18 protein-coding genes and 2 pseudogenes are annotated in these 15,899 nt (G+C 69.3%); 6 read left to right on the top strand and 14 right to left on the bottom strand.

Annotated features, from left to right (window positions below; genetic code table 11):
* Positions 1–1,230, bottom strand: a 1,230-nt coding sequence (locus AB0F82_RS37860; protein WP_362636170.1) for a HAMP domain-containing protein, incomplete at its 3' end; no start/stop codon positions are given.
* A gap of 533 nt (positions 1,231–1,763) precedes the next feature.
* The gene (locus AB0F82_RS37855; RefSeq protein ID WP_436842264.1) at positions 1,764–2,150 is read right to left on the bottom strand and encodes a DUF1622 domain-containing protein; all 387 of its coding nucleotides are present in this window, start codon (positions 2,148–2,150) and stop codon (positions 1,764–1,766) included.
* An 886-nt stretch (positions 2,151–3,036) separates the two neighbouring features.
* Here AB0F82_RS37855 and AB0F82_RS37845 point away from each other — a divergent pair.
* Entirely contained in the window at positions 3,037–3,390 is a 354-nt protein-coding gene (locus tag AB0F82_RS37845) for a PRC-barrel domain-containing protein (RefSeq protein WP_362636168.1), read from the top strand.
* Positions 3,391–3,485: 95 nt separating this feature from the next.
* On the opposite strand, the pseudogene AB0F82_RS37840 reads toward AB0F82_RS37845, so the two are convergent.
* Both AB0F82_RS37840 and AB0F82_RS37835 read right to left on the bottom strand, forming a co-directional pair.
* Positions 3,486–3,647: pseudogene (locus AB0F82_RS37840) on the bottom strand (CBS domain-containing protein); the annotation flags it as partial.
* A gap of 39 nt (positions 3,648–3,686) precedes the next feature.
* A complete protein-coding gene (locus AB0F82_RS37835) occupies positions 3,687–4,295 on the bottom strand; it encodes a TetR/AcrR family transcriptional regulator (protein ID WP_436842263.1) in 609 nt (202 codons plus the stop codon).
* A 67-nt stretch (positions 4,296–4,362) separates the two neighbouring features.
* Here AB0F82_RS37835 and AB0F82_RS37830 point away from each other — a divergent pair, with 67 nt between their 5' ends.
* The 4 genes from AB0F82_RS37830 to AB0F82_RS37815 all read left to right on the top strand — a co-directional run bounded on the left by AB0F82_RS37830 (position 4,363) and on the right by AB0F82_RS37815 (position 8,384).
* Positions 4,363–4,812, top strand: a complete 450-nt coding sequence (locus tag AB0F82_RS37830; RefSeq protein ID WP_362636166.1) for a VOC family protein — start codon at positions 4,363–4,365, stop codon at positions 4,810–4,812.
* A 227-nt stretch (positions 4,813–5,039) separates the two neighbouring features.
* Entirely contained in the window at positions 5,040–5,480 is a 441-nt protein-coding gene (locus AB0F82_RS37825) for a pyridoxamine 5'-phosphate oxidase family protein (RefSeq protein WP_362636163.1), read from the top strand.
* A gap of 1,003 nt (positions 5,481–6,483) precedes the next feature.
* On the top strand, positions 6,484–7,638 hold the full coding sequence (locus AB0F82_RS37820; RefSeq protein ID WP_362636161.1) for a threonine synthase: 1,155 nt from the start codon (positions 6,484–6,486) through the stop codon (positions 7,636–7,638).
* A gap of 26 nt (positions 7,639–7,664) precedes the next feature.
* Positions 7,665–8,384, top strand: coding sequence for a helix-turn-helix transcriptional regulator (locus tag AB0F82_RS37815; protein WP_362636158.1), 720 nt, complete (start codon positions 7,665–7,667; stop codon positions 8,382–8,384).
* A gap of 138 nt (positions 8,385–8,522) precedes the next feature.
* On the opposite strand, the gene AB0F82_RS37810 is transcribed toward AB0F82_RS37815, so the two are convergent.
* The 10 genes and pseudogenes from AB0F82_RS37810 to AB0F82_RS37770 all read right to left on the bottom strand — a co-directional run bounded on the left by AB0F82_RS37810 (position 8,523) and on the right by AB0F82_RS37770 (position 15,628).
* Positions 8,523–9,038, bottom strand: a complete 516-nt coding sequence (locus tag AB0F82_RS37810; RefSeq protein ID WP_362636155.1) for a hypothetical protein — start codon at positions 9,036–9,038, stop codon at positions 8,523–8,525.
* A gap of 77 nt (positions 9,039–9,115) precedes the next feature.
* The gene (locus AB0F82_RS37805) at positions 9,116–9,415 is read right to left on the bottom strand and encodes a hypothetical protein (protein ID WP_362636153.1); all 300 of its coding nucleotides are present in this window, start codon (positions 9,413–9,415) and stop codon (positions 9,116–9,118) included.
* Between the two features lie 74 nt (positions 9,416–9,489).
* Positions 9,490–9,756 carry a DUF4235 domain-containing protein gene (locus AB0F82_RS37800; RefSeq protein WP_362636150.1) on the bottom strand — a complete coding sequence of 89 codons (267 nt, stop codon included), beginning with the start codon at positions 9,754–9,756 and terminating at the stop codon, positions 9,490–9,492.
* Positions 9,753–10,220: a DUF3618 domain-containing protein gene (locus tag AB0F82_RS37795; protein WP_362636148.1), complete on the bottom strand. Its 468-nt coding sequence runs from the start codon at positions 10,218–10,220 to the stop codon at positions 9,753–9,755. The genes AB0F82_RS37800 and AB0F82_RS37795 overlap by 4 nt, the downstream gene beginning before the upstream one ends.
* Entirely contained in the window at positions 10,217–10,633 is a 417-nt protein-coding gene (locus AB0F82_RS37790) for a phage holin family protein (RefSeq protein ID WP_362636145.1), read from the bottom strand. Before AB0F82_RS37790 ends, AB0F82_RS37795 begins: the two co-directional genes overlap by 4 nt.
* Positions 10,634–10,851: 218 nt before the next feature.
* On the bottom strand, positions 10,852–10,980 hold the full coding sequence (locus AB0F82_RS37785) for a hypothetical protein (RefSeq protein WP_362636142.1): 129 nt from the start codon (positions 10,978–10,980) through the stop codon (positions 10,852–10,854).
* Between the two features lie 240 nt (positions 10,981–11,220).
* A complete protein-coding gene (locus AB0F82_RS38870; RefSeq protein ID WP_436842265.1) occupies positions 11,221–11,580 on the bottom strand; it encodes an MFS transporter in 360 nt (119 codons plus the stop codon).
* Between the two features lie 745 nt (positions 11,581–12,325).
* Positions 12,326–12,538 (bottom strand): annotated as a pseudogene (locus AB0F82_RS38865) (MFS transporter); the annotation flags it as partial.
* 103 nt (positions 12,539–12,641) lie between these two features.
* A complete protein-coding gene (locus AB0F82_RS37775; protein WP_362636140.1) occupies positions 12,642–14,483 on the bottom strand; it encodes a glycoside hydrolase family 15 protein in 1,842 nt (613 codons plus the stop codon).
* A 527-nt stretch (positions 14,484–15,010) separates the two neighbouring features.
* A complete protein-coding gene (locus AB0F82_RS37770) occupies positions 15,011–15,628 on the bottom strand; it encodes a TetR/AcrR family transcriptional regulator C-terminal domain-containing protein (RefSeq protein ID WP_362636137.1) in 618 nt (205 codons plus the stop codon).
* A 65-nt stretch (positions 15,629–15,693) separates the two neighbouring features.
* Here AB0F82_RS37770 and AB0F82_RS37765 point away from each other — a divergent pair.
* The coding region (locus AB0F82_RS37765) for a beta-ketoacyl synthase N-terminal-like domain-containing protein (protein ID WP_362636134.1) at positions 15,694–15,899 on the top strand (206 nt) is incomplete at its 3' end.

Below are 15,899 nucleotides of genomic sequence, written 5' to 3'. Positions count from 1 at the left end.
ATCCACCCGGATCTTCTGCGTCAGATCACCCTGGGCCACGGCGGTGGTGACCTCGGCGATCGAACGAACCTGCGCGGTCAGATTGTCGGCCATGAAGTTCACCGAGTCGGTCAGGTCACGCCACGTACCGGAGACGCCCTTGACGTCCGCCTGGCCGCCGAGCCGGCCGTCCGTGCCGACCTCGCGGGCGACGCGGGTGACCTCCCCGGCGAACGCGGACAGCTGGTCCACCATCGTGTTGATCGTGGTCTTCAGCTCCAGGATCTCGCCCCGCGCGTCCACGCGGACCTTCTGCGAAAGGTCGCCCAGCGCCACGGCGGTGGCGACCTGCGCGATGGAACGCACCTGGGAGGTCAGGTTCCCGGCCATGAAGTTCACCGAGTCGGTCAGGTCACGCCACGTACCGGAGACGCCCTTCACGTCCGCCTGGCCGCCAAGGATGCCCTCCGTTCCCACCTCGCGGGCCATACGGGTTACTTCGCCCGCGAACGCGGACAGCTGGTCGACCATCGTGTTGATGGTGTTCTTCAGCTCCAGGATCTCGCCCCGGGCGTCGACGGCGATCTTCTGGGACAGGTCGCCCTTGGCGACCGCCGTGGTGACCTGGGCGATGTTGCGGACCTGGTCGGTGAGGTTGCCTGCCATGAAGTTCACCGAATCGGTGAGGTCCCGCCACACGCCTCCCACTCCAGGCACCTCGGCCTGGCCGCCGAGCCGGCCTTCGCTGCCGACCTCGCGGGCGACGCGGGTGACCTCGGCGGCGAAGGAGGACAGCTGGTCCACCATCGTATTGACGGTGTCCTTCAGCTCCAGGATCTCGCCCCGGGCAGCGACGTCGATCTTCTGTGAGAGGTCGCCGCGCGCCACTGCGGTGGCCACCTGGGCGATGTCGCGGACCTGGGTGGTGAGGTTTCCGGCCATCGCGTTCACGGAATCCGTCAGGTCCGCCCAGGTACCCGAGACCCCCGGGACCTCGGCCTGGCCGCCCAGCGTTCCTTCGGTACCGACCTCCCGGGCGACCCTCGTCACCTCGGACGTGAACAGCGAGAGCTGGTCGACCATCCCGTTGAAGACCGTCGCGATCTCCCCGAGAAGACCGTCTGCCTCATCGGGCAGCCGGGTGCCGAAGTCACCGTCGCGTACGGCCGTCAGTCCGGCCAGAAGTTGCCGCAGTTCCGGCTCCCCCACCGCCCCTGCCGCCGCGCGTGACGAATCAGCCGTCTTGGCCATCACAGTCCCCATCTCTCGTGCCGCTCGCGGCACGCCCGCAACCCTCGAGCGTCCCATGGCCTAGTCCACCACACCTGCCCACAGCCGCGAAGCCGATGCCGAACGTGTGTTCGCTCACCGCCGCCGAGTGCCCCACCGATCGCGAGCCATGGGATCGGCCTTCCGGGCCCGTCGCGCGGGGTCTGGGCCGCGTCGCTCGGGAGTGGCGCCGGCCTTCCGTCTGCGTTACCGCGCAGGTGAGCCGGTGCGCGTCCATCTCGTCGGCAGGAGCCGCGCGGTCGGGACGGACGTCTGGGACGGCGGTGGCGCCGTCTGGTGCGCGACGAGACCATGCTCCTGGTCAGCGGGTGAACGTGTTCTTTGGCACGTTCTACGACGTGACGAACGGACGGCGTCGCTGAAGCGGCGGTTGCGGCGGCGATTGCGGATGCGCTCGTGCGTCGGCGGGCACTTTGCCCCGCCGACGCACGGCTGGACCTGCTGGGGGTCGAGGTCCCTCCTTCGAAGAGCTCGGCGGGCACCGACGCATCGCTTCATCGTGGCCGCGGGACGGCCTCCTGCCGGTCGCGTTCCATCTCGGCGCGTTCTTGGGTGATCTCGCGGGTGAGGAAGAAGTTGAGGATGGTGCGGATGGCGGCGATGGCCGCCAGCTGTCCGATCTCGGTGAAGCTGGGGGCGACCGCGGTACGCAGGACGTCGGCCGCCAGTTGGAATTCGAGTCCCAAGACGAGGAAGCGCCCCAGACTGAGGCGGATCCGGTTGAACCGGCCGATGAGAGAACGCCTGCGCAGGCCGGTCGCGGTGAACTGGACGAAGGCCCACACCGCGCCCGCAAAGATGATCAATGCGCCGCCCGCCTCGATGACGAGCACCAGCCACCCGATCAGCCCTCGCACGTCAAAATCGGACAGCGTCGACACTTCTGGCATGTTCATGAGTGCGCTTCTGCCCGCGGCGGCGCACTTGCCCCGCTACCGCAGCGAGCACATGGGCTCCTGGCTGCCGACCCTCAGCCAGAAGAGGATGGAGGCGGTGCGACGAAGGCGAGGAAGTGTTCAGCCTCTGTTCGTAGCGGCGGTGGAGACGACGGCACCCGTATAGGTCGACCACCGTTCTCTCCACAGCCCAACGGTGACGGCCGAGACGCTCGGAGAACTCGATTCCCCTGCGTGCGATACGCGGCGTGATGTTGCGAGAGCGGAGCCATTCCCGCAGGCGGTCGTAGTCGTAGCCCCGTCCGCGAGCGGTCCGCTGAGATCGACGTCCACCGCGTACAGAAGCCGGCCGCCGATCGCGTCCCAGTCCAGGGGATAGTCCGCGACGCCGCGCCATCCGCACGCGCCCACCGCCCGAAGAGCCTCGGCGCGCGGGCGGCCGGCCCGGCCGTCGTAGGCCGACCAGTGCCTGGTCGACGGCACGTCCGAACCGCTCCCAGGCGGTCCCCATACCGCGCCTGCCGGACACACATCCTGGTGGAAATCATGCGCGCGGACCGCGCCCCGGGCCCCCACACCCCCGAGAACAGCGCGGGCGGTGGTCACTCAGCCGGGTGGGCGGCTGCCTCCCGCTGGCAGAGCGGTACACGCAGGCCATCGGCCCACTTCCAGGACCCGTCGACCGATGTGGCGGCTGCCTCTCACGCCGGCTGTAGTGGCGTGTGCGTGTCCGCGTCGAACACGCCCGCACACCCCGGCAAGAGCCGTCGGCCGTTGCCCCGAAGGGGGGTACCCAAGTCGCAGACCCGCAACTGCAGTCATACCTTCAGACGAACTGTGAAGGCGTGACATCCATTCGGAAGGATCGGCTGTGACTGAATTCGACATCTGGGGCTACCGTCCGGACACCGGCTATCAGCAGGGCACCGAGATCGTCGGCTACAAGGTCGAGGCCAAGGACGGCACCATCGGCAAAATCAGCAAGCACTCCGAGGAGGTAGGCGCCTCCTACCTCGTCGTCGACACCGGCGTGTGGATCTTCGGCAAGCACGTACTGCTGCCCGCCGGCACGATCAACATGATCGACACGGTCGAGGAGAAGGTCTACGTCGACCGGACCAAGGACCAGATCAAGGACGCGCCCGAATTCGACGAGGCCAAGCAGGGCAGCGACCCGACCTACCTGGAACAGTTCAGCCGCTACTACAACATGCCGCACATGTAGCGCAGCCGTGCGCATGGCCCCGGGCCCCCGCCGTTCGGTGGGGGCCCTCACCACGCGGACACCCTGACGCCCGAGGCGGGCGGGACGCGAGCCGGTCAGTCCTGCGAGATCACCTGGAGCAGGTCGCCGACCTTCGCATCCGGCAGGGCGCGGGCGACATCGGCCAGCGCAACGATGCCGACCAGCGTGTGCCCGTCGATGACGGGCAGCCGGCGCACCTGGTGCTCCCCCATCGTGCGCAGGATCTTGGCCCTGTCTGCACTGACCCAGAAGGCGCTGGGCGTCGGCACGAGCGGTTAAGCCGGGGTGCGTAGCCCCGCCAGCAGCCGGTCGAGCGCCTGCTCCCCGGCCTGTGGGTCCCCGCCCCGCGCGATCCAGAGTGCGGCCTCGTTCATCGCCCCGGAGAGCAGCCGGGCCAGGGGCTCCACCGGCTGGTCGGCGATGATCCCGGCTGCGGCGAGCGCCGCCAGGGCCTCTGTGAGGTGCCTGGCCGAGGACTCCTCGTCCTGGGTCCGCCACTCGTCCCAGCCCAGCACGGTCGGCGCGTCGACCAGCAGGATCCGTCGCACGGCCGGGTCGGTCCCCGCGGCCAGGAAGGCTTGGCAGCCGGCCCGGAGCTGCTCCCAGAGGTCCTCGTGCCGCTCGGCGGCGGCCGCGACCCGCTCCCCCAGCTCCTGCTGGACCTGGGCGACGACGGCGCGGAAGAGTCCCGCCTTGCTGTCGAAGTGGTGGTAGGCGGCTCCCTTGGTGACCCCGACGGCCCGCGCCACGTCGGCCAGTACCACGTGGTGGTAGCCGTCGACGGCGAACCGCCGCTGCCCTTCGGCCAGCAGCGCCCGCCGCGTGGCCGCCCGCTGCTCCGCCCGGTTGACCGCCATCGTGCTACCGCCCTTCCCATTTCGCATACCGGGGGTATGCTACCGCTACAGCTCACATACCCTGGGTATGCGAAATGGACTCGGAGGCCCTGCCATGACGGACGAATTCACCGCCGCGCCCATGACCGGGCTCGGCGGCTTCTACCCGGTGCTCGCCACACGCGATGTCGCGGCGTCCCGCGACTTCTACACCCGCCACCTCGGGTTCGAGGTGACCTTTGATGCGGACTGGTACGTCAGCCTGCGCCGCCCCGATGCACCGCAGTACGAGCTGGCCCTTCTCGACCACGCCCACCCGACCGTCCCCAACGGTCACCGGGCCGCGCTCGAGGGCGGTCTGCTGCTGAACTTCGAGGTGGACCACGTGGACTCCGAGTACCAGCGGCTGGTAGTGGAGGCCGGCCTGCCCGCGATACTGCCGCTGCGCACCGAGGAGTTCGGCCAGCGCCACTTCATCATCGCCGCCCCCGACGGGGTGCTGATCGACGTCATCACTGTCGTCCCGCCCAGCGAGGTGTACGCCGCCCACTACACCAACGCCTGATCCCAGGGCCGGGTCAGAGCAAACACGTCGGGACCCTCGGCCTCCACAAGCTGCAGAATCAGGAGCGGCAGCCCCCCAGGAGCCAGGTGTCGGCAGCCCAAAGCCACGTGCTCGCGGGCCACGTGCCGGCAGTCCAAGGGTCGGCCACCGACCCGCCGCTCGGGCCACACCACCGTCGTCGCCCCCGCCCCCTCACTCCTACCCCGACCACCGAAGGGCTGATCCCCATGAGCGAGAACACCGCCACCGAGAACACCAGGGGCACCACCAGAAATGACGGCCCGGCCCCCCGGGTACTCACCGCCCAAGAGGTCTCCCAGCTGTTGCGGCGCCAACAGTTCGGCGTACTCGCGAGTGTCAGGAGCACCGGCCACCCGCACCTGTCGACCGTCCTCTACGACTGGAACGCCGAGGAGTGCGTACTGCGCGTTTCCTCCACCGCCGACCGCCTCAAAGTCCGCCACCTGCGCCGCGACCCACGCACTTCACTTCATGTCAGCGGTCCGGACGTCTGGTCGTTCGCCGTAGCGGAGGGCGAGGCGGAGATAGTGGACCCAGCCGACGGAGCGGCCCACGGCGAAACGCCGCTGCCCGACCGGCGCGTGGTGATCCTGCTCCGGGTCTCGCGCCTGTACGGGACCGCTTTGGACGTCCCCGCCCAGGACTGAGGAACGCCTTGCCCCTTCCCAGACCTCCTGAAGTGACTGTTACGGCTGCTGGGGTCAGCCTCCGACGTCGATGCCGGGGCGGCGGGCGGGGTCGTGTCCGCAGCTGCGGATGATCTCGCGCGTGACCGGTGCCGTGTCGCCTCGGCCGAGGAGGAAGTAGCGGCCCATGTGCACCAGCGGGCTTCCCTCCGCCCAGGCAGTTGCAGTGCGGAGGGGAGTGGGAGCAAACGTGCCGCCCGCCGCACGCGAACGGGCCGGCTGCTCCGCGCCCTGGACCGTACGCCCCGCCGTGCATATGCAGGTCCAGCCACAGGCCCAGAGCAAAGGGCATCTCCGGCACCCCGCCGTGCCACTTCCCTCAGGAGCGGCCGGTTGCCGCTCCCACAGCATGAGCGAAGTCGTGCCAGCCATCCTTGCAACGTCCGGCGGTGTCTGCGGCGGAGAGCTCGCCACTTCGCCAGGAGTTCCCCGGGGGTGCGCCGCGGGGGCGCCTGCTCGGTGGGCCACCGGGCCTGCCCGGTGAGCGGCACGTGCGGCATCAGATACAGCTTGCCCTCCGTTTCCAGGGCACACAGAGGTTCACCGCCCGGGATGTCGGCGCGGCCGATGCGGCACGTGATGGGCCGCCGGTCCTGCGGCCGCGCCACAAGGACGGACTGTTAGACACATTGGACAGTTTTGGACAGCACGTCTAACGTGTGGAGCGACCCCTCGACGGGCTGGTCGACCAACTGCGTGCGTCCAGGGAGGTTCAAACGACCGGGAGCACGCGGCAACCCGCCAAGCGTCGCCGCAAGCAGTTTGTCCACTTCCGCCCCCAGGAGACCCGCGAACCCTAGATCCCGACCGCGGGCGTCGCTCCTCGGCCACGAGATCGCCGTCGCCATCCTCGACACCCGACACAAGTCTCCTAAGTCGATACAAAAGCCGCGCCCAGACCAGCACTGCCATAGACACCGCCCCAGGAGCACTGCCCGCTCTACGAGAGAAACCGGAACAGACCATGACCGCCGAGCACGCAGCCGCTTCCGCATCCGACTTGTACGACCGATCGGGGAACCGCTACTCCCTAGACGACCCTCGCTGGCGAGGCGAGGACGGCAGCCCCCTCACCATCAGCTCGCAGCCAGGCCTGCGTCCTGACCAGATCGACACGACCGAACGGTCCATCTGGCGATACCACGCGGCACTGCCCGTCTCGGCCACCCACCGAGTGAGCTTAGGAGAAGGATGGACTCCGATGATCCCGGTCGACTGGGCTGGTCGACGCGTCCACTTCAAGCTGGAGTGGTTCAACCCGACCTCCAGCTTCAAGGACCGAGGCGTATCGGTCATGATGTCCCACCTCGCAGCACACGGTGCCCTGCGCGTGCTCGAGGACAGTTCGGGAAACGGTGGTTCTGCGGTCGCCGCCTACGCCGCCGCTGCCGGCATCCACGCCAAGATCATCGCCCCCGCCGCCACCTCGGCAGCCAAGATCCTACAGGCCCGCGCCTACGGAGCCGAGATCGAACTTGTGAGCGGCACCCGCGCGGAGGTCTCGGACGAGGCGATTCGCCAGTCAGCGCGCATTCCCTACGCCAGCCACAACTGGCACCCCATGTTCATCCAGGGGACGAAGACCATCGCCTACGAGATGTGGGAGTCTTTCGGCTTCACGGCGCCCGACAACGTCGTCCTGGTGGCTGGGGCAGGCAGCACCATCATCGGTTGCGACATCGCGTTCGGCGAGCTGCTCGATGCCGGTCAGATCGACAAGCGCCCGCGCCTGTTCGTCGGGCAACCCGAGCACTGGGCGACCATCGCCGACACCTACAACGGCATCGACCCGGCCAGCCGCGGCGAGCGGGTACCGACGATCGCTGAAGGTGCGTCCATCGCCAACCCGGTCCGACTGCCCGAGGCGGTGGACGCCATCAGCCGCTCCAACGGCGCCGCATACGCCGTCCCTGAGGTGGAGATCCGCGCCGCAGTCCGCGCCCTGAGCGCGCGAGGCCTGTACGCCGAGCCGACGAGCAGCGTCGCCGCGGCAACCCTCGATCACTTCATCGCGACCGGAGACATCGCACCCCACCAGACGACCGTGGTCGTGCTCACCGGCGCCGGGCTGAAGTCCGCCGAGAAGATGGCCTCCGTGTTCGACGGGCCCTCCCACTGACCTCCGGTAGAGAAAGGACGAGCGCGATGGCACACTCCTCGGAGCCCCCACACCGGGGCCACACAACTGACGCCGACAGCCTGGACCCGTCAGCGGGGACCCTCCATGACCCATCCGATGAGGAACTCGCCGACGAGCACCTCCTACGGGAAGCAGAACGAATCGCGGTCGCCGTCGGGCGCATGTTCCCCGGGTTGTGCGAGGTTGTCCTGCACGACCTGCGTCGGCCTCGCAGCGCCATCCGCCTCATCGAGAACAACCTGTCCGGGCGCCAAGTCGGCGACTCCGCCACCGAACTGGGCCTACGCCGAATCGCAGACCCCAGCTACCCCAGCGTCATCCAGAACTACAGCAACCAGTTCCCCGACGGACGCCCGGCCAAGAGCACCTCGATCGGGATCAAGAACGCCGACGGGCGCTACGTCGCGGCACTGTGCCTGAACCTCGACGTCAGCACCCTGTCGCCGCTGACGCTGACCCTGGCGAACCTCGTGGCCACGAACATCGAACACCGGGACGAAGCCCTTGAGACGCTGCGCGACCGCACCGGTCGCGAACTCCGGGCGGTCATCGACTCCTTCGCGGCGGAGCGCTCCAGCACCCCACGAAGCCTCAACCGCGGCCAGAAGCGCGAACTCGTCCAGCAACTGCATCGCCAAGGGTTCTTCGAGACCCGAAGTTCGGCACAGCACATCGCCGACCAACTCGGCATCTCCCGAGCAACCGTCTACAACTACACAAAGTAGCTGCAGCAAGGGTTGTCCCCAAAACTGACTCTGTTGGGCCGCTGAAGGAAGAACCGCGACCTGACCTACCCTCCATCAGGTTCCGATCCTCCATATCGTGCGCTTTCCCAACTTCACGCTGCTGCGTCGTGCCGCCGGTCAGCCCCTGGCGAGTGTGGAGCCAGTCGTCTTGAGGAGGGTCTGGCCGGCATGCGAGCAGCGGGCAGCCGAAGTGAGTGTGGGAATGCGCATGCGGCGCAGGATGTCTCGGGTTGCGCGCCTGTGCAGCGTGCTGCGCCAGGTCAGTCCCGGGTGGCGGGAGCGCAGGTGCGAAAGCGCGCGGGTCCCCAGACCGGTGGTGCGGAAGCGGTCGTCGATGACGATGGCGGTGATGACGCCCTGGGCGCAGTGATGGCAGATCCGGTATTGGATCTCGCCGACGACCTGTCGGATGTGGACGAGGAGCAGGCATTCCTCGCCGGGGCCGGGGTCGTGTGGGATGTGCGTGGACAGGAATTCGATGGCCCGGTAGGCGAGGATCCGGCGGCGCAGGCGGCCGGTGACTCGGCTGCGGCGGGAGTGCTTTGGGCCGGTGCGGGCGGGTGGCGGTGTCGCAGCTGTGGGGGCGGGGCCGAACAGACTGCTGCTGGTGGGACGCGCATGTTGTCCGTGCATGACGTCTCGTGTGCCCAGGGAGCAGACGGATACCCGCTACGGGCTTCCCCGGAGTCTTCTCACGGAGCTGGTGGGTCTTACGTGGGGCGTTCGCTGTCGTGGTGCGGGTAGAGCGAGGTGATCTTTTTCCAGTACTGCTCGAGGTGGGCGTCGGTTTCCCGCAGGGCCGGGTCGAGGTAGGCGGCGTGCAGCGCGGCGACGCGGTCGGGAGCAGCCTGCGCGTCGGCCGGCGGGGGTACTGTCCGTCGCCAGGGTGCTCCGGCGCCGTCTGCGTCGTGTTCCTCGCGGACCGCGCGGGTGGCCCACCAGCGGGTGAGGAGCACTGCGGTGGTGACAGCGGCGGCGGTGACGGCGTGGAGCCGAAGGTGCGCGGCCACGCTTTCCTCCTTGGGGGCGTGGGGTCGGGCGGCGCCGGCCCGGGGGTGTGGGGCCGGCGCCGGTCTGGGACGGCTCAACCGGGCCAGGTGCCCGTGATGCGCCGGGTGGTGGCTGCTCCGGCGCGGTCTACGGCCGCCTTGACGACGGCGAAGATCGCCCCCTGCAGGGCTGCGGCGATCAGGACTTCTTGCCAGGTCCGGTGCTCGTCGGTGGCGTCGGGTGCGTCATCGTCGTGGCCGATCATCTTCCACGCCTGTTTGAAGGCCGCGCCGGCGATCATGCCGCTGGTGGCGCCGAGCGCCAGCCCGATCGGCTTGTAGGCGATCTTGGATGCATTCACCGGGACCTCCGGTTGCGGCGCAGGAGCAGGAAGACGACGAGTGCGGCGGCCGCGGCCAGCAGCGTGGTGCGGTTGGCGCGTGCCCGGGTGGCGGCTTGATCGGCCTTCTCCCGCAGCGGATCCGGCGTCTTCTCAGCGGCAAGCCGGCCGGCCCGGGCGGCGGTGTCGCGTACCTGGGCCGCGGCGTGGGCCGCCTTGTCGAGGACCGTGTCGGGCGTCTTGTCCTTCACCAGCTGAGTGGCTTGGCCCGCCTTCTCCCGGAGCTGGTCGGTCACCCGGGTGGCCTTTTCGGCGGCCTGCTCCTGGATCTCGGCCGCCTTCTCCTTCGCCTGTGCCTTGACGTCCGCTTTGGCCGCCAGCGCCTCGACGGTCCGGCCGAGTTCCTCGCGGGTGCGTTCGACCTGTTCGCGCAGTTTCTCGGGAGTGGGTGAGGGTTGTTTGTCGCCGTGGGAGGGGGTGTTCATCGGTGTGTTGCCTCCTTGATCTCGGTCACATCGGCCTTGACGCTGTCGATGGCCTGCTGTGGTGCGGGGGTGCCGGCCTCGGCGACTTGTCTCCGGCCGGCAGCGGCCATCGCGGCGGCGACGGCCGCGAGCAGAGCGGCGGTGATCAGGGCTGACGCCCAGACCGGCAGGAGCAGGGCGAGGGCTGCAATCACGGCGGCGGCCGAGGCCTGCGCCGCGAGGAAGCCGATCAGGCCCGCCCCGCCGAACAGGCCGCCGCCCATGCCGAAGCGTTTGCCCTTCTGGGTCATCTCCGCCCGGGCCAGCCGCATCTCTTCGCGGACCAGTGCGGATATCTGCTGAGATGCGCGGCTGACGAGGTCGCCCACCGGTTCATCGGTGCCGCGGCCAGGGGGACGTCCCACGGTGCTCATGGTTCCTCTCCTTGTTTCCCACTCCTGCTTCGGCGCGCCGGCTGCATCACGATGGCCGCCGTCCGCCCTTCCTGCGCGGTGCCGCGCCGGTCGGCGGGCCCGATTGGGTCCCGGCAGTGCCTGGATGGGGTGGTGCCGGACCCGAGACGGAGTACGCAGGCTGCCGTCAGGGCGCGGATACCCAGCAGACAGCCGGTCACCCGCCCGGCCACCCTGGGTCAGCGTCGGCAGTGGAGGAGCAGGCGGGGCTTTGCCCGCTGGAGGGCCGCGGCCAGCCCGATGGCTGCGCCGGCTGCGACGTCGAAGGGGTAGTGCCCGCCGCTGTGCACCCTCTCGAAGTGCGGCATCACATCAACGTGCTGGGCCGACACTCACTCTCCCCTGCCGGAACTGCCGGAACTGCCAACTGCCGGGCGGCCTGGGGCCACTGCCTGCCCCGGGCGTCGGCGACGAGGAGTGAGAGGCGCTCGCTCAGCGGCCCTACCCGGCCGGGCAGGGCGGGAGCCGGCGCCCCGCCGCAGGACGTACTCCGGCCGACCGGCCGGTGCGGAGAGTGACCCGCGGTCTCGCCGCAGGCTACCTCTGCCTCACTCATCGCTGGCTTGTCGGCCGGTGGGGGCGGGGGTGCGTGGCGGGTCGGGTGGGAGGAGCGCGGCGGCGGTGAGGCCGATGAGTCCGACGGCTGCGAGGGTGATCATGGCGGCGGCGTAGGCGTGGCTGGTGAGGCCGGCGACGAGGATGGTGCCGGCGATCGCCGTGCCGAGGGAGGAGCCGAGGTTGGAGACGCTGCGGGACAGGCCGGAGATCTCGCCCTGCTGCTCCTCGGCGAAGCTCGACTGGACGATGTTGACCGAGGGGGTGAGCATCACGCCGAGTCCGAGGCCGATGAGGAGCAGTCCAGGGGCGAAGGCCCAGGGGCTGGGCGATCCGCCGACCACGACGATCAGGACGATCAGGACGATGATGCCGGCGATCGTGGTGGCGAATCCGGTGACGATGAGGGTGCGCTGGGGCGCGGCGCTCGGCGAGGCGTTCGGCTGCGAGGGAGGACACGAGGATTCCCAGTGTGGCCGCGGTGAAGATCACTCCGGTCTGGATCGCGTCGTATCCGCGGACGACCTGCAGGTAGGAGGCGACGGAGAAGGACACCCCCATCAGGAGCAGCCACTGGGTGTTCTGGGTGACGAGTCCGAGGTTGGAGGTGCGGATGCGGAACAGGCTGGTGGAGAGCAGTGGTTCCTTGCCTGCGCGTTCCCTGGCGCGGACCCAGCGGAAGAAGGCGAACAGGAAGAGCGCGCCGAGGGCGAGGAGGGCGAGCATCAGCCAGACGTTGTCGTCGGCGGCCAGGATGCCGGTGACGACCAGGACGAGGCCGAGGGCGGACAGGACGGTGCCGACGGTGTCGAACGGGCGGGCCGGGTCCGGCGGGAGGGGGTCCTCGATGCGGCGGCTGAGGACGATGATCACGACGATCACGAGGGCCTGGAACACGAAGGCGGCCCGCCAGCTGAGTGCCGAGGTGATGAGTCCGCCAATCAGCGGGCCGGCCGCGGCGCCGATGCCGCCGAGCGCCATGATCGTCCCGAATGCGCGGGCGCGTGAGGTCATGTCCGTGAAGAGCAGCGTGGTGAGGATGTAGACGGGCGGGATGAGCAGGGCCGTGCCGACGCCTTCGAGGATCGAGTTGCCCAGGATGAGGATGCCCAGGCCCGGTGCTACGGCGCTGAGCAGCGCGCCGGCGCCGTAGATGACGAGGCCGGCGAGCAGGCAGCGTTTGCGGCCGTAGCGGTCGGTCAGTTTGCCGCCGGGGATCATCAGGGCGGCCATCACCAGCAGGAAGATCGTGATGGCGACCTGGACGCCCTGCACGGTGGTGTCGAGGTCCTCGCTGATGTCGTTGATCATCACGTTCATGTTGGAGCCGGCGAAGCTGCAGATGAACTGTGCGAGGGCGAGCGGGGCGATGACCCCCCGCAGGGCGGCAGGTGTGTTCGGGGTCGGGGCGGGGTCAGCCATCGGTGCCGCCGCGTTCCGCCCGGTCGAGTTGCTCGTCGAGGGCGATGGCCGCGGCCACCAGGGCGAGGTGCGTGAACGCCTGGGGGAAGTTGCCGATCTGTTCGCCGGACGGACCGATCTCCTCGGCGAACAGGCCGACGTGGTTGGCGTAGGTCAGCATCTTGTCGAAGGCGTAGCGGGCCTGGTGGATGCGGCCCGAGCGGGCCAGCGCCTCGACGTAGAGGAAGCTGCAGAGGTTGAAGGTGCCCTCGGACCCGCGCAGTCCGTCCGGGGACGCCTCGGGGTTGTACCGGTAGACGAGGCTGTCGCTGACGAGCTCCTGCTCCATGGCGTCCAGGGTGCTGAGCCAGGCCGGGTCCGTGGGAGAGAGGAATCCGACGCGGGGCATCAGCAGCAGGGAGGCGTCCAGAACGTCCGTGGCGTAGTGCTGGACGAAGGCCTGCCGCTGCTCGTTCCAGCCGCGTTCGACGATCTGCCGGAACACGGCGTCGCGCGCCTGCGCCCAGCGGGCGGTGTCCGCGGGCCGGGAGTGGAGGGTCGCGAGTTTGATGCCGCGGTCGAAGGCGACCCAGGTCATGAGGCGGCTGTAGGTGAATTCCTGCTGGCCGCCGCGGGTCTCCCAGATGCCCTCGTCGGGCCGGTCCCAGTGGTCGGCGAGCCAGTCGAGGACGTCGGCGAATTTCTTCCAGCCGTGGATTCCGCCCATCTCGCCGGCCTGGGCCAGGGCGTCGGCGGCCTCGCCGTAGATGTCGAGCTGGATCTGGTCGGCGGCCGCGTTGCCGGCGCGTACGGGGGCCGAGCCCTCGTAGCCCTCCAGGTGGTCGAGGACTTCCTCGGTCAGGTGGGGCTCCCCGTCGATGCGATACATGATCTGGAGGGGTTCGCCCGAGGCGGTGCCGCCGGCCTCCAGGCGATCGCGCAGCCATCGGCGGAAGGCCGCGGCCTCGCCGGTGAACCCCAGGTCGGACAGGGCCCTGACGGCCAGGGAGGAGTCACGGACCCACGTGTAGCGGTAGTCCCAGTTGCGCTCGCCGCCGATCTGCTCGGGCAGCCCCATGGTCGCGGCGGCGATCGGAGCGCCGGTGGGCGCGTAGGTGAGCAGCTTGAGGGTGATCGCGGAGCGGTTGACGATGTCGCGCCACCGGCCGCGGTAGGTGCAGGAGCGCAACCACCCGTGCCAGAACGTCCGGCAGGTCTCCAGCTCCGCCCGGATGTCCTCGGGCACCAGTTCCGGCGGGGCGGCGGCGCCGCTCGCATCGGAGGTCAGGACCACGGCGGCGGTCTGCCCGGCGGTGAGGGTGCAGCGGGCGGTGAGGTCGTCGTCATCGGGGTGGAGCACGAAAGGGCCTGCGACCTGCAGGTGCAGGTCGGTGCCGGGGCCGTGGAAGACCGCGGCCGCCTCGCCGGTCCGCTCCAGGGTGTGCGAGGCGCGGCCGTAGTCGAACCGCGGCCGGCAGGTCAGGCGGAAGTCCATGCTGCCCCGCACCACCCTTACCACCCTCACCAGACGGTGCCGGTCCGTCGGGGTCCCGGCGGTCAGGGGGGTCATGAAGTCGGCGACCTCGCCGACACCGCCCGGCGCCATGAACCGGGTGACGAGGACGGCGGTATCGGAAAGGTAGAGCTGGCGGACCACCGGCTCCTGCCCGCCGGGAAGGTGCGCGGACAGCTGGCAGTACCCTCCGCGTTCGCTGTCGAGGAGCGAGGCGAACACGCTGGGGGAATCGAACCGGGGCGTGCACCACCAATCGATCGTCCCGTCGGAGGACACCAGCGCGGCTGTCTGGAGGTCACCCACCATCCCGTGATCGGCGATCGCCGGATAGGCGCTCACAAGAATCTCCCGTCGTCCGTTGAAGCCGTGACGGCATCCGACAGACGGGAACATCAGGGCGCCCTCGGCGAAACATCCGGACCGCGAGATCCGGACCCCACACACACGTCCTTGCGCCCCGGGACGGGGCCCGCCTGTCCGGCCGCCCGATCACACCTCCAACGAGATGCGACCCCGACAGTGCCGACACCGAAACATGGCTCGTCATGCCCTCAGGCGCATTCTGCCCCGATATGCACAGTAATGGCCGGACGGCGCGCGGCGGCCACCCGGTGGCAGCCCGACAACGTGCGTGGTGGGCCCGCCCGGTCACGAGCGGCTGAGCAGCGTACCGAAGGGCCGCAGTCTGCGAGGTGGCGGCCCTCAGATCGGGGCTGCCCCACGGAGCGGGGGTGAACCCCACCCCCGTGCCGCCGCAGCCTTCCGCCGCAGCAGTGGAGTTCGTCGGCGACGGCAGACATGCCGACCGCGACAAGGCCACCGTCGGGCGGGAACCGCGCACGTCGTCGCCGGCCTGTTCGGCCGAGCTAAGCGGGATCGGGTTCGTCGTGGATGGTCAATGCTCCGGCGAGGTCGAGGTCGGCGACGGTGCCGTGTGCCCCGGCGCGTACGAGCAGCACAGCGCCGAGCGCGGTGCTCCAGAACGTCCTGGCTTCCACGTTGAGCGGCCGACGGGCCCTCCAGCCGCGACTGTCGATGAGCTGGCTCACGAAGCGCTCGGATTGCCGGAACAGCAACTGGAGGTGTTGGTCGACCACGGGGGCGAGTTCGGGCTTGGAGATTCCGCCGGCAAGTGCTCGCGCGACCGATGGGAGCGAGGGCATGGCCAGTACGGCGCGGGCGATGTTGCGCCGGAAGGTCGCCGCATCGGGGGCTTGGCGACCGATGCGCTCAATCCGTCGGGCATCGTGCAGCAAGCCGAGAAACGCGGCGTGCACGAGGAGCGAGTCCTTGGAGCCGAAGTAGTAGGTGACCTGATTGGGGAAGACGCCCGCCGCGTTCGCGATCTCCGCGACGCTCACCTCAGCCCCGGGCCGTTCCATGCAGAGCCGTGCAGTTGCCTCGATCAGCCGGTGCCTCGTCGCGCGACCGCGGTCACGCGACCGAGCCGACGTTGATCGAGCTTCGGTTCGCTTCTTCTCCACAGCCGAATTGTATGTGATACAAAAAGATCGTTCACTTGTATCGCATACAAGAAAGCTTGAGGGGCATGCACCAGACTGAAGTCGTCGTGACGGGACTCGGCGCGATCACACCACTCGGGGCAGACGTGGAGTCCACCTGGAAAGCCCTGCTTGCCGGCGAGTCCGGCATCCGCGGCTGTTGCGCGACGTTGAGGATGTGCATGACGCCGACGTTCTCAGCGTCGAGGAAGCCTGTGAAACGACCCCGGCGGCCGTCAGGCCGCCGGGGTCG

The organism is Streptomyces virginiae (genome assembly GCF_040638905.1).
Taxonomy (GTDB): domain Bacteria; phylum Actinomycetota; class Actinomycetes; order Streptomycetales; family Streptomycetaceae; genus Streptomyces; species Streptomyces virginiae_B.
This window is presented reverse-complemented; position numbering and strand designations above follow the sequence as displayed.